General features: G+C 65.9%; 10 protein-coding genes. 6 read left to right on the plus strand and 4 right to left on the minus strand.

From position 1 onward, the window contains the following. Positions 1-30: 30 nt before the first annotated feature. Positions 31-984 (minus strand): AraC family transcriptional regulator, encoded by a 954-nt coding sequence (locus MHZ91_RS18610; protein ID WP_239215126.1) that lies wholly within the window; start codon positions 982-984, stop codon positions 31-33. Positions 985-1,127: 143 nt separating this feature from the next. Here MHZ91_RS18610 and MHZ91_RS18615 point away from each other — a divergent pair, with 143 nt between their 5' ends. Further along, entirely contained in the window at positions 1,128-3,329 is a 2,202-nt protein-coding gene (locus tag MHZ91_RS18615; protein WP_239215127.1) for a TonB-dependent siderophore receptor, read from the plus strand. A 25-nt stretch (positions 3,330-3,354) separates the two neighbouring features. Here the strand turns inward: MHZ91_RS18615 and MHZ91_RS18620 are convergent, their stop codons facing one another. Beyond that, positions 3,355-4,116, minus strand: a complete 762-nt coding sequence (locus tag MHZ91_RS18620; protein ID WP_175139560.1) for an IclR family transcriptional regulator — start codon at positions 4,114-4,116, stop codon at positions 3,355-3,357. 220 nt (positions 4,117-4,336) lie between these two features. Between MHZ91_RS18620 and MHZ91_RS18625 the strand changes: the two genes are divergently transcribed. The 5 genes from MHZ91_RS18625 (at position 4,337) to MHZ91_RS18645 (ending at position 10,678) form a co-directional block, all read left to right on the plus strand. After that, positions 4,337-5,626 (plus strand): FAD-binding oxidoreductase, encoded by a 1,290-nt coding sequence (locus MHZ91_RS18625; RefSeq protein ID WP_239215128.1) that lies wholly within the window; start codon positions 4,337-4,339, stop codon positions 5,624-5,626. A 46-nt stretch (positions 5,627-5,672) separates the two neighbouring features. Then, the gene (locus MHZ91_RS18630; protein ID WP_239215130.1) at positions 5,673-6,695 is read left to right on the plus strand and encodes a dipeptidase; all 1,023 of its coding nucleotides are present in this window, start codon (positions 5,673-5,675) and stop codon (positions 6,693-6,695) included. 17 nt (positions 6,696-6,712) lie between these two features. Next, positions 6,713-7,732: a tripartite tricarboxylate transporter substrate binding protein gene (locus MHZ91_RS18635; RefSeq protein ID WP_239215132.1), complete on the plus strand. Its 1,020-nt coding sequence runs from the start codon at positions 6,713-6,715 to the stop codon at positions 7,730-7,732. Positions 7,733-7,851: 119 nt separating this feature from the next. After that, positions 7,852-8,862, plus strand: coding sequence for a tripartite tricarboxylate transporter substrate binding protein (locus tag MHZ91_RS18640; RefSeq protein WP_239215134.1), 1,011 nt, complete (start codon positions 7,852-7,854; stop codon positions 8,860-8,862). Between the two features lie 52 nt (positions 8,863-8,914). Further along, the gene (locus tag MHZ91_RS18645; protein WP_239215136.1) at positions 8,915-10,678 is read left to right on the plus strand and encodes a gamma-glutamyltransferase family protein; all 1,764 of its coding nucleotides are present in this window, start codon (positions 8,915-8,917) and stop codon (positions 10,676-10,678) included. A 117-nt stretch (positions 10,679-10,795) separates the two neighbouring features. Here the strand turns inward: MHZ91_RS18645 and MHZ91_RS18650 are convergent, their stop codons facing one another. Further along, positions 10,796-11,812: a tripartite tricarboxylate transporter substrate binding protein gene (locus MHZ91_RS18650; protein ID WP_175139554.1), complete on the minus strand. Its 1,017-nt coding sequence runs from the start codon at positions 11,810-11,812 to the stop codon at positions 10,796-10,798. Between the two features lie 151 nt (positions 11,813-11,963). Further along, the gene (locus MHZ91_RS18655) at positions 11,964-12,704 is read right to left on the minus strand and encodes an amino acid ABC transporter ATP-binding protein (RefSeq protein ID WP_056559723.1); all 741 of its coding nucleotides are present in this window, start codon (positions 12,702-12,704) and stop codon (positions 11,964-11,966) included. Between the last annotated feature and the right edge of the window lie 26 nt (positions 12,705-12,730).

Here is a 12,730-nt window from a genome sequence, read left to right on the forward strand (position 1 = left end):
ATCGACGTGCCGCTGAGCATATTCAGCGCCTTACCAGGCGCGTGGCGATGCGCCGTATCGCGCCTTGAAGATCTTGCTGAAATGACTGAGGCTTGAGTAGCCCAAGTCGCCCGCCACCTGCGTGACGCTCATGCCGCTGCGCAGCAGGTCCGAGGCGCGAACCAGCCGCGCGTCGCTCAGATAGGCGTGCACCGAACGGCCGACGTTTTCGCGCATCAATTCCTGAAGCCGCCTTTCGGACAACCCCACCATCCGCGCAACGCGCCCCGGCGGCCACTGTTCCGAGCAGCGTTCCCGCAGCAGGCGGCAAGCTTGCTGCACCTGCTGGCGCTCCTCCGCGGCGGGCCCCTTCAGCACTTGCGGCACGGAAAGCAATTCCACGAAGGCGGCCAGCGTCTCGAGCGACTTGGCGCGGTACCAGATCCGGCGCGCCTCGGGCGCCGTCGGCGCGTCGCGGGAAATGTCGGTGGCCAACGTCAGCAGGCTGGCCGGCGCGTCCAGCATTGCGACCAACGATCCGTGGGTCGGCACGCTGACGTCGTGGCGAAACCGTTGGGTCAGCAGGGTGATGGGCGCCGAGTCGCCTGCCCGGGCGAGCGCATCAGGCGTGTATCGGATATCCAGCATCCGGACGCGCCGATTCGCGTAAAGGTGCGTGGTCCAACCCAACGGCTGTTCGTGGTTGAAGAGCAGCGCCGCGCCCCCGGTCACCTTCAGCGGTTTGCCGCCGTCCAACGCCAGCACGGCGTCGCCCTCCAGCCATACCTGCATGCCGAACACCGGCGCGCCCGGCGCAGGAATTGTCAGCGCCGCCGATGGGCAGCCGTCCAGCACCACCACACTGACGCCTTCCTCGACGCGCACCACGCACTGGATGACGTTTTCCCAGTCTTGCGTCGCGGGCACGGTGGGAAGTGTCCCTCGCCACCATTCGTGAGGCTTGGCGGGAGCGGTATACGGGTCAAGCGAGAGCTCAGCAGACATGGGAAACAGGCGCAATTGCGCCAAGTGCAGCAAAACCGTCAATTGGCGCCGCGAAATCGTCAGACATCCGGCGGGTGTTCTGGAATCATGCCGTCGCACAAGAATGATTCTTGTTAATTATAAATTGATCAGGTGGTAACCCCGTGTCCTTCTCCGTCAAGCCGTTGCCGTTGGCATTGCTCGCCGCCTTTGCGGCGTCCGCGTCCGTCGGCGCGCAACCCGCTCCTTCGGCGGCCGCCGATGTCTCCACGTTGTCGCCGGTTGTGGTGCAGGGATCGAGCGATGCGTCGCCGACCTCCGGCGCCGACTTCGTCGCCACGCGCAGCCGGTCCGGCACCAAGTCGGACGCGGCCCTGATCGACACGCCCCAGACCATCAACGTCATCACCCGCAATGAAATGGACTGGCGCGGCGTCACCTCGCTGGCGCAGGCCGTCCGCTACACGCCAGGCATCTTCGCCCAATACGGCGACAACGACGTGCGGTATGACTGGCTGACCATCCGCGGATTCACGCCGGCGCGCTATCTGGACGGCCTGCTTCTGCCCTTCGGCGCGCGGGGATACGCGCAGCCGCGCATCGACACCTATGGCCTGGAACGGATAGAGATCCTGAAGGGACCGTCGTCCGGCCTCTACGGCCAGAGCGCCCCGGGCGGGCTGGTGAACATGACCAGCAAGCGACCCACCGCCGAGCCGATCAATGAAGTCGTCCTGCAGGCGGGCAGCTTCAACCGCTACCAGGGCTCCTTCGACTTTTCCGGTCCGGCCGACGACGAAGGCAAATTTCTGTATCGCCTGACCGGCACCTTGCGCGATAGCGATACGCAGTACCAGCACGTCGACGATGAACGCCAGTTCATCGCGCCCAGCTTCACCTGGCGCCCGTCGTCCGACACCAGCCTGAATCTGAACGTGCAGTACCAGAAGATCACCAGTAACGGCGGCGGCGGCGCGCCCGTGCTGCCGGTCATCGGCACGCTGGAGAGAAGCAGCGCCGGCTACATTCCGCGCGACCGCTTCGCGGGCGAACCCGGCTACGACATCTTCACCAACGAGCAGACCATGGTGGGCTACACGTTGGACCACCGCCTGAACGACACCTGGAGCGTGCGGCAAAGCGCCCGCTACACCAACGTGGACACCAACACCCGTCGCGTGCAGATCGGCGCGATGGCGTCCGAGACCCAGGCGATCCGTTACGCGTGGGCCTTTCCCGAGACATCGCATGCGTTCCAGATCGACAATCAGGTGAACGCCAAATTCACGGCCGGCCCCACACGCCACGACCTCACCTTCGGCCTGGATTACCTGCGGGAAAAATCCCGCTACAACGAAAGCAGCCTGGGGCTGATGCTGCCGCCGGCGTCGCCGCTGTTCGACGTATTCAACCCCGACTACGGCACGCCCGTGACGCGCCCGCCCACGGCCACCAAGATCAACATGACGCGCAACCAGTTGGGCGTGTACGCGCAGGACCAGATCGAACTTGACCGGTTGCTGTTCACGCTGGTGGGCCGTTACGACTGGACCGAAGGCACCACCGATACCGGCGCCCGCGGCAGCGCCGGGCAGTGGGCATGGAACTCGCGCGATGCCGACGCCAACCGCTTCACCGGCCGGCTCGGCGTCACGTATCGCTTTGACAACGGTCTGGCGCCCTATCTGAGCTATTCCACGTCCTTCCAGCCCGTCACCGGCGTGATGCGCGACGGCTCGGCGCTTAAGCCGACGACTGGTGAGCAGTACGAGGCCGGCATCAAGTTCCAGCCCAACGGCTACGCCAGCTTCGTGACGCTGTCGGCGTTCCAGATCAACCAGAACAACGTCAGCACGCCGGACCCGGTCAATACCAGCTTTGTCGTGCAGACCGGCCAGGTCCAGGTGCAGGGGCTGGAGCTGGAGGGCAAGGCCAGTTTCGACAACGGCCTGGATCTGACGATGTCGTACGCGCTGAGCGACAGCGAGATCACCAAGAGCAACAATCCCGCGCAGCGCGGCAATCAGCTCAACTTTGTGCCGCGCCATCAGGCGGCGCTGTGGGCAGACTACACGTTGCGCGACGGCCCGTTGCAAGGCGTGGGCCTGGGCGCCGGCGTGACGTACCGCGGCGGCTTCTATGGCGATCTGAACAACAACTACGCCATCCCGGCCGTGACATTGGTCGATGCGGCGATCCGCTACGACTTGGGTCGCGCCAGCCCCGCCCTTGCCGGCGCGCAGGTCGCGTTGAACGTGTCCAACCTGTTCGACAAGCGTTACGTGGCCAACTGCCTGGGCACGGCCGTGAGCTGCTACTGGGGCGCAGAACGCTCGGTCATGGCGACGTTGCGCTATCGCTGGTAATACCCGGCATCCCGGGCGGTCGGCCTCAATTGCGCTTGCTGATCGCCCTGGCTGCCCGGATCACCAGCGGCCCCAGTTCCTCCCGCGCACGCGCCAGCGACCAGCGCGGCTTCGGCACGGATATGTTGACCGCACCCAGCGGATCGCCGTTGTCGCCATAAATCACCGCCGCGACATTCAAATCCCCCGCGAAGAACTCTTCGTCGGCATAGGCGTACTGATCCCGTCTTGCCTCGTCGATCAACGCGCGCAGCCGATCGACGTCGGTGGTGGTGTGCGGCGTGTACTTCGCACACGTCACGTTGCGCAACCTGAGATCGAGTTCATCCGGCGGCAGCAACGCCCATAGCGCGCGCCCCGACGCGGTCGCCACGCAGGGAATCTGCGTGCCCACCGGCAGGTACTCGGGAATGTGCCTGGCCGGCGCGACGCGCATGACGAACACCATGTTGTCGCCGTCGGGCACGGCCAGATTGACGATCTCGCCGCACTCCTGGTTGACCTGATGCAGCACCGCATGCGCATGCTGGAACAAGGGCTGCCGGTAGAGATAGCTGTAGCCAAGCCCCACGGCCTTGACCGTCATGCTGTAGCGCTTGGTGCGCGGATCCTTGAACAGGTAGCCGGTCTTTTCCAGCGTGTAGGCCACGCGCTGGGCCGAGCCGATGGTGATGCCGTTTTCGCGGGCCATCTCCTGAAGGCTCAAAGAGGCGTGCCCCCGGAAGGACTCGAGCACGGCGAGCCCTTTTTCCAGCGACTGGATCAACAAGGCGGAAGGTTCAGACATTCGGATTCGATTTGGGTAGCAGGGACGGAGTTTGCCCGCGGAAAGCCGGAAAGTCCGGCGGCCTAGGGAAACCCTTACGTTGTAGCCGGACCCGGCGAGCAGTATAAAAATACTCGCCGTTATCGTTATACGTAGATTGTTATCGAACAGCGATATTTAATCAATCCGGATCTTCATGCAACCGCATCCGCCTCAAACGCCGGCGCCCTCCGCCGCTCAAATGCCCGCTTCAGCTTCTGGCCCGTCCGACACGGCGCTGCCCGCCTCGGTCCACGTCGCCATCGTTGGTGGCGGCATCATCGGCATCAGCACCGCCTATTCCCTCGCGCGCGCCGGACTGCGGGTCGCGGTGTTCGAGAAAGGCACGCTGGCCTGCGAACAGTCGTCGCGCAATTGGGGCTGGGTGCGCACGCTGGGCCGCGATCTGCCGGAAGTGCCGCTGGCGCAGCGCGCCAACCGGCTATGGGCAGAGATCCAGGAAAAGGTGGACGTGGGTTTCCGCCGCAGCGGCATCTTCTACCTGCAGGAAAACGACACGGACGCGGCCGGCCATCAGGCTTGGATGGACGGGGCGCGCGCGCATGGCGTCGATGCGCGCCTGCTGGATCGCCGCACGGTGCAGGACATGCTGCCGTCGACGGGACGCGCCTGGACGGGCGCGATGTACAGCCCGACGGACGGGGTCGCCGAACCGCAGATGGCGACGCGCGGCATCGCCTCGTTGGCGCGCGCCGCGGGCGCACACATTGTTGAGCACTGCGCCGTGCGCGGCGTGGAGCGCAGCGCGGGCCGCGTCAGCGCCCTGATCACGGAGCACGGCCGCGTTGCCACGCAGGCGGTGCTGGTGGCGGCCGGCGCCTGGTCGCGGCTCTTTTGCGGCAATCTGGGCGCCGACTTCCCGCAGTTGAAGGTGCGTGGATCCGTGCTGCGCACGACGCCGCTCGACGCGGGTCCGCAGGCGGCGATCAACGGCAAGGACTTCACCTGCCGCAAACGTGCCGATGGCGGCTATTCGGTGTCGCAGTTCGGCGCGTCGATGGCGGACGTGGTGCCCGACACCTTCCGCCTCATGCCGCATTTCTTCAGCGCGTGGCGGGCCAACAGCAGCTTCGTGCGGCTGCGTTTCGGCAAGCGCTTCTTCGAGGAACTGAAGATCCCGAACCATTTCCCGGCCGACCGCGAATCGCCTTTCGAGCGGCATCGCGTGCTGGATCCATCGCCGTCCAGTCGCGGCGTGGCGCAAGCCTGGCGCCGGCTGGTTCACGCCTTTCCCGCATTCCGCGAAGCACGTATTGCGCAGTCCTGGGCCGGCTACATCGATGTCACGCCCGACGCGATGCCTGTCATGGACTCGGTGCCCGGCCTGCCGGGGCTCTACCTTGCTTCCGGTTTCTCGGGCCACGGTTTCGGCATCGGTCCGGCGGCGGGCGAGTTGATGGCGCAGTTGATCCAGGGCCAAACGCCCGCCATCGACCTGCACCCGTTCCGCTACGGCCGCTACGGGACCTGACGGGCACGCATTGAAATCATGCATACAACAAAAGGGGAGTTCTTCCATGGATAGTCACATCGCCGATCTGCATCGCCGCACCACCGTCGTCGACGGCCTGGTCTTCTTCAGCGACGGCAGCACCCGCGACATGCTGGCCGGCGGCGTCAGCGCCATCAACGTCACCGTCAGCGACATGGGCGCGGACTTCGAGCAGGCGCTGCGCGACTGCATGGCCTGGCGCCAACGCTGCGCTGCGCCGGACTCGTCCTGGCTGCTGGTGGAAACAGCCGACGACATTGCGCGCGCCAAGCAGACCGGCAAGCTGGGGCTCATCATGGGCTGGCAGAATGGCAAACCCCTCGGCGACCAGATCGATCGCGTGGCGTTGTTCCATGAACTGGGCATGCGCGTCATCCAGCTGACCTACAACGAGGCCAATCTGCTGGGCGACGGTTGCCTGGAAAAGCGCAACGCCGGCCTGAGCGATCTGGGCGTGAAGATGGTTGCGGAGATGAACCGCGTGGGCATCGCCATCGATCTCAGCCATTGCGCGCCTCAGACCTGCCTGGACGCCGCCCGGCACAGCACCAGGCCCGTGCTGCTGACCCACGCCAACGCCAACGCCGTGATCACCCGGCCGCGCAACAAGTCGGACGACGTCATCAAGGCGGTCGCCGCGACGGGCGGCGTGGTCGGATGCAGCATCCATGCCTACCTGAGCTGGCGCGGCGATCCCCGCCAGCAGCCGCTGCTGTCGGACTTCGTCGCGAACGTGAAGTACATCGGCGAACTGGTCGGCTATGAACACGTGGGCATCGGCACGGATTTTCCGTCGGTCGACACCTACGAGGCCGTGCGCCATGTGATGGTGATGTCTCGCACCAAGTACGCCAAATCGGGCGGCGACTTTTCTGATGCCTTTGGCGATGTGATGGAAGCGCGCTACCCCGTCGAAACGCCGACGCCGGCGCAGTTTCCCGCATTTACCCACGCGCTGCACGAGGCCGGACTGACGGACAGCCAGATCGCCGGCGTACTCGGCGGCAACTTCCAACGCGCGTTCGCGCAGGCCTGGGCCACTGCCTGATTCGAATGGAGAACATCATGATCCCGCGACTGCTCCGCACCCTGACCGCCGCGCTGGCTTGCGCGGCCCGCGCGCCGCGCGCCCGCGCGCCGCGCGCCCTCGCGCTTGCAGGCGCTGTTCTGGCAGCGCCCCTGGCCACGGCCGCGCCCTTCCCCGCGCAGCCGATTCACATCATCGTGCCCTATCAGGCGGGCGGGTCCACCGACACCGTGATCCGCAAATTCGCCGAGCTGGCCGCGCCCGAACTGGGCCAGGCCATCGTCATCGAAAACCGCGGCGGGGCCGGCGCAACCATGGGCGCACGCGCCATCAAGACCGCGCGTCCCGATGGCTACACGCTGGCCGTCCTGCCCAGCCCGGTCTATCGCATGCCGCACATCCAGGACATGGGCTACGACCCGACACGCGATTTCACCTACGTCATGATGCTCAGCGGCTACACGCTGGGCGTGGCGGTGCCCGCGGGCTCGCCGCACAAGACGTGGGCAGATTTCATCCGCTATGCGAAACAGCATCCGAACGAAGTCACCTACGGCACGGCCAGTGTCGGCAGCGCGTCCAACGTGATGATGGAAGACATCGCCGCCCGCAACGGCGTGACCTGGCGCCACATCCCGTACAAGGGCGAATCCGAAGTGCTGACGGCGGTGATGGGCGGACAGGTGACGGCATACGCCGGCTCGACGACCGTGCAGCCGCAGGTGCAATCGGGAAAGATGCGCATGCTGGTGACCTGGGGCGAACATCGCAGCACCCAGTATCCGGACACGCCCACGCTGCACGAACTTGACGGCACGCCGCCCGCCAACGCGCCGTTCGGCATTGCCGGTCCCAAGGACATGCCGCCCGCCGTTGTCGCCAAGCTGCATGCCGTCTTCAAGCAGGTGGCCGAATCCGAGGCCTTCAAGCAGATCCTGACGCAATACGGCCAGGAACTGGTCTACATGGACGGCAAGGACTACGCCGCCTATGCCGCGCAACAGTACGCGCTGGAAGCGGAGATCGTCCGCAAGCTGGGGCTGGCCGCGAACAAATAGGCCGGCCCGTTCCGGCTGCGCCGCCGCAGCCGGGCCTCACGCATCAAGGCGGCGCGGGATCCGACAACGGCCGGGATCTGCAAGGGCACCGGCCAGCAAGAAGCATCCAGGAGTCATCCATGATCATTCGAGCACTCGCCACACGTCCCGCGCGCCGCCGCGCCCTCGCTGCCTTGTGCGGCCTTGCAGGCCTGTTGGCCGCCGTACTGCCCTTTGCGGCGTCGGCCCAGGCGTGGCCCGCCAAGCCGATACGCATGATCGTCGGCTACCCGCCGGGCGGCGGCACGGACACCGTGGCGCGCATGCTGGCGCAGCAACTCAGTCAGGAGATCAAGCAACCCGTCGTGGTCGAGAACCGCGCGGGAGCCAGCGGCACCATTGCCACCCAGCAGGTCGTGCGGGCCGAGCCCGACGGCTACACCGTGCTGTTCGCCACGGCGTCGCCGCTGACCGGGGCGCCGCTCACGGTCAAGGACCTGCAATACGATCCCATGAACGACCTGATCCCCGTCACCCTGGTCGGCGGCGGCCCCTTCATCCTGGTCGCGAACCCGGCCTTTCCGCCCAACACGCTGCCTGAACTGGTTGAATACGCGCGCAGCCGTCCCGGCGAGATCAACTACGCGTCGCCGGGCATCATGACCGCCAATTTCTTTTTCTCCGAGCAACTGAACGTGGATGCCGGGATCAAGACCACGCATGTCCCCTACCGCGGCAGCGCCGCGCTGTTGAACGACGTCATCGCCGGCCAGGTGCAGTACACGCTGGACACGCCGGGCACCACGCTGACCTTCATCCGCAACGGCAAGCTGAAGGCGCTGGCGATCTTCAGCGAAAAGCGCCTGAACCGGGCGCCCGAGATTCCCACCGCCAAGGAAAGCGGCTATCCGAATCTGGTGGGCGGTTCCTGGTATGGACTGCTGGTGCCCAAGGGCACGCCGCCGGAGATCGTCGACGGCCTGTACAAGGCCACGAAGTCCGCGTTGTCCAGCGCGGACGTGCGCAGCGCCATGGAAGGACGCGACGTGATCGTGCAAGGCACCTCGCCCGACGAATTCAGCCGCTTCCTGCACGCCGAGTTCAAGCGCTGGCAGGACGTGACGCAAAAGCTGGGCATCACCCCGCAATGACCGATTGAGCCCGCGCAGGCACGCTAGCCCCCTCTTCCGACCGGAGTCTTCGATGTCCCATTCCCCCTACGCCCCGGACCTGACCGCGGGAAGCGCCCCCACCTCCATGCGCCCCGCGCTCGCCGGGCTGAATCACATGATCTCGGCCGGCCACTATCTGGCCACGCAGGCCGGCATGGACATCCTGCAGGCCGGCGGCAACGCCGTCGACGCGGGCGTGGCGGCCGGCATTGCATTGGGCGTGGTCCAGAGCGACATCGTCAACTTCGGCGGCGTCGCGCCTATCCTGGTCTATCAGGCCAAGGCGCACAAGGTGTGGAGCATTTCCGGGCTTGGCTATTGGCCGCAGGCCGCGCGGCTGGAGACGTTTCTGGAAAAGCACGGCGGCACGATCCCGGCGGGCGTGCTGCGCACCGTCATCCCGGCGGCGCCCGACGCGTGGATCACCGCGCTGGAACGATTCGGCACCATGCGTTTCGGCGAGGTCGCGGCCGGCGCCATCCGGCTGGCGCGAGACGGCTTCGTCATGTATCCGCTGATGGCCGAAGTGCTGGCAGAGAACCAGAAGAACTACGCGCGGTGGGCCTCCAGCGCGGCCATTTATCTGCCCGGCGGCAAGCCGCCCGAAGCGGGTTCGCTATTCCGCCAGGCCGACCTGGCGCGCAGCATCCAGTACATGGCGGACGAAGAGCGCGCGCATTCCGGAAACAGCCGCCTGGCGGGCCTGGCCGCCGCGCGGCGCGCATTCTACGAGGGCGACATCGCTGCGGCGATCGTCAAGTATCACCGCGAGGAAGGCGGGCTGATCACCCACGAGGACTTGCGAGGCTTTGCTGTGGAGGTCGAGCCGGCGCTGTCCACCGACTTCAACGGCACGCAGGTGCACAGCTGCGGTTTCTGGTGCCAGGGCCCTTCGCTGCTGCAGATGCTGAACATCCTGGAGCCTTGCGACTTGCGCGCGCTGGGCCACAACTCCGCCCCCTATGTGCATCTGCTGACCGAAGCCATCAAACTGGCCTTCGCCGACCGCGAGGTGCATTACGCCGATCCGCGCCATGCGCGGGTGCCGCAAGCGGCGCTGCTGTCAAAGGACTATGCGCGCGCGCGGCTGGGCATGATTGCCCTGGATCGGGCAGGCCCCGACATGCCGCCGGCGGGCCGGCTTCCCCACGCGCGGGACATCGACCTGCGCGAGGCCGGGCCCGTTGACATGGCGCGCACGGATCCGCGCCTGGATACGTCTTATGTAGCGGTCGTCGACAAGGACGGCAACGCGTTTTCGGCCACGCCCAGCGATGGCTCCTACAACGTGCCCGTCATTCCCGGCACCGGCATCTGCGCGTCGGGACGCGGCAGCCAATCCTGGGCCGAGGCCGGCCATCCCTGCGCCATCGGACCGGGCCGCAGACCGCGGCTCACGCCCAACCCCTCGCTGGCCATCCGGCCCGGCCAGTACGTCATGCCTTTCGGCACGCCGGGCGGCGACGTGCAGTGCCAGGCCATGCTGCAGACGTTCCTGAACATGGAGGTGTTCGGCATGGACGTGCAGCAGGCGGTCGAGGCGCCGCGCTTTGCCAGCTTCAGCTTTCCGTCGTCGTTCGAGCCGCACAACGCCATGCCGGGCCGGCTGATGATCGAAGACCTGATCCCGCGCAGCGCGGGCGACGCGCTTGCAGAAATGGGCCATACCGTGAAATGGTGGAACGGCCATAGCTGGCGGGCCGGCGCCGTCTGCATGGTCCGGCACGATCTGGATAGCGGCGTGCGCTGGGGCGGCGCGGACCCGCGCCGGCCGGCTTACGCGATGGGCTGGTAGGCATGCGCGGCGGCTGGCATCAACAGAAAGCAAAACGCCCGTCAGGAAAGCATCCCGGCGGGCGTTGAAACTGCGTCGCAACAGGCATCCGATTAAAGACGCCCGTTGCCAGCGCCATCAATTCAGGCTGGCGCCCGAGATCTTCACGATCTCCTGATACTTCGCCATCTCGGCCTTCACGAACGCGGCGAACGCCTCAGGCGTCATCGAGCCCGCCTCGGAACCCATCGTCAGCAGACGCTGCTTCACATCGGGCTGCGCCATCGCGTCGGCATACGCCTTGTTCAGCTTGGCCACCACCGGCGCCGGCGTGCCGCCCGTCGTGAACACGCCAAACCACGTGCCCAGGTCAAAGCCCTTCACGCCCGATTCTTCAACCGTCGGCACGTCAGCCAGCAACGACGAACGCTGCGCCGTCGTCACGGCCAGCGCCTTGACCTTGCCGTCCTTGATCAGCGGCGCCGACGCCGCCAGGTTGTCGAACATGAAATCCGACTGGCCGGACAGCAGCGCCAGTTGCGCCGGCGCCGCGCCCTGATAGGGGATGTGCTCGACGTTGATGCCCGCGCGCGCCTTCAGCAGCTCGCCCGACAGATGGCCCGCGCTGCCGTTGCCGCCCGAACCGTAGTTCAGCTTGCCCGGGTTCTTCTTTGCGTAATCGATCAGGTCCGCCAGCTTCTCGATCTTGTTCTTTTCGGCGAACTCCACATTCATCACCAGCACGTTCGGCACCGCCGCCACGATCGTCACCGGCGCGAAATCCTTGACCGGGTCGTAGGGCAGGTTGGCGAACAGCCACGGATTGATCGCGTGCGTGGCCACCGCGCCCATCACCAGCGTGTAGCCGTCAGGCTGCGCTTTCGCCACCAGGTCCGCGCCGATGTTGCCGCCCGCGCCCGAACGGTTTTCCACGATCACCGGCTGACCCAGCGAGCCGCGCACCTTCTCGGCCAGCATGCGCGCCATCGTGTCCAGCGGGCCACCGGGCGGGTAAGGCACGACGAAGCGGATCGGCTTCGTCGGGAAATCGGCGGCCTGAGCCAACGCCGGGGCGCTGAAAGGCAGGGTCGCGGCCAGCGCCACGGCGCCTTGCAACAGGGCGCGGCGCACGGCGCTGCGGGGGGTATTCGACATGGTGTGTTCTCCTCACTCCGGATCAATGGCGGTCAGTAGCATACCCCACCGGCGTGACGGAGGTAACAAAGGGCTACCGGCAAGAACGCCCGGAATTCCCGGGATTGGCAGCCCGCACCAATGAAAAACCGCCCGAAGGCGGTTTGGCGGATCAGTGCAGGATCTGGCTCAGGAAGAGCTTGGTCCGTTCGTTCTGCGGGTTGTCGAAGAACTCGTCCGGGTTGTTCTGTTCGATGATCTCGCCGCGGTCCATGAAGATCACCCGGTTGGCGACCTTGCGCGCGAAACCCATTTCGTGGGTCACGCAGATCATCGTCATGCCGCTTTCCTGGGCCAGGCTGACCATCACGTCCAGCACTTCCTTCACCATTTCCGGATCCAGCGCCGACGTCGGCTCATCGAACAGCATGATCTTGGGGTTCATGCACAGCGACCGCGCGATCGCCACACGCTGCTGCTGGCCGCCCGACAACTGGCCCGGAAACTTCTTGGCCTGTTCCGGAATGCGCACCCGCTCAAGGTACTTCATTGCGGTGGCCTCGGCTTCCGCACGCGGCTTCTTCAGCACCCACATGGGTCCCAGCGTCAGGTTTTCCAGCACCGTCAGGTGCGGGAAAAGGTTGAAGTGCTGGAACACCATGCCCACGTCCTTGCGGATCGTCTCGATGTGCTTCAGGTCATTGGTGAGCTCCGTGCCGTCCACGATGATGTGGCCCTTCTGGTGCTCTTCAAGGCGGTTGATGCAGCGGATCATCGTGGACTTGCCCGAACCCGAAGGTCCGCACACCACGATGCGCTCGCCTGGCGCGACGTCCAGGTTGATGTTGCGCAACACGTGGAACTGGCCGTACCACTTGTTCACGTCCTGCAAACGAATAATGGCATCCGACATGCCTGTACTCCCGTAAGTATCGCTTT

The sequence above is a fragment of the Achromobacter sp. ACRQX genome (assembly GCF_022346505.1).
GTDB lineage: Bacteria > Pseudomonadota > Gammaproteobacteria > Burkholderiales > Burkholderiaceae_B > Achromobacter > Achromobacter animicus.

Excerpts from the sequence above, each read along its gene's own strand:
- MHZ91_RS18610 (WP_239215126.1), bottom strand. The coding sequence starts at position 984 with ATGTCTGCTGAGCTCTCGCTTGACCCGTATACCGCTCCCGCCAAGCCT.
- MHZ91_RS18620 (WP_175139560.1), bottom strand. The coding sequence starts at position 4,116 with ATGTCTGAACCTTCCGCCTTGTTGATCCAGTCGCTGGAAAAAGGGCTC.
- MHZ91_RS18625 (WP_239215128.1), top strand. The coding sequence starts at position 4,337 with ATGCCCGCTTCAGCTTCTGGCCCGTCCGACACGGCGCTGCCCGCCTCG.
- MHZ91_RS18630 (WP_239215130.1), top strand. The coding sequence starts at position 5,673 with ATGGATAGTCACATCGCCGATCTGCATCGCCGCACCACCGTCGTCGAC.
- MHZ91_RS18635 (WP_239215132.1), top strand. The coding sequence starts at position 6,713 with ATGATCCCGCGACTGCTCCGCACCCTGACCGCCGCGCTGGCTTGCGCG.
- MHZ91_RS18640 (WP_239215134.1), top strand. The coding sequence starts at position 7,852 with ATGATCATTCGAGCACTCGCCACACGTCCCGCGCGCCGCCGCGCCCTC.
- MHZ91_RS18645 (WP_239215136.1), top strand. The coding sequence starts at position 8,915 with ATGTCCCATTCCCCCTACGCCCCGGACCTGACCGCGGGAAGCGCCCCC.
- MHZ91_RS18650 (WP_175139554.1), bottom strand. The coding sequence starts at position 11,812 with ATGTCGAATACCCCCCGCAGCGCCGTGCGCCGCGCCCTGTTGCAAGGC.
- MHZ91_RS18655 (WP_056559723.1), bottom strand. The coding sequence starts at position 12,704 with ATGTCGGATGCCATTATTCGTTTGCAGGACGTGAACAAGTGGTACGGC.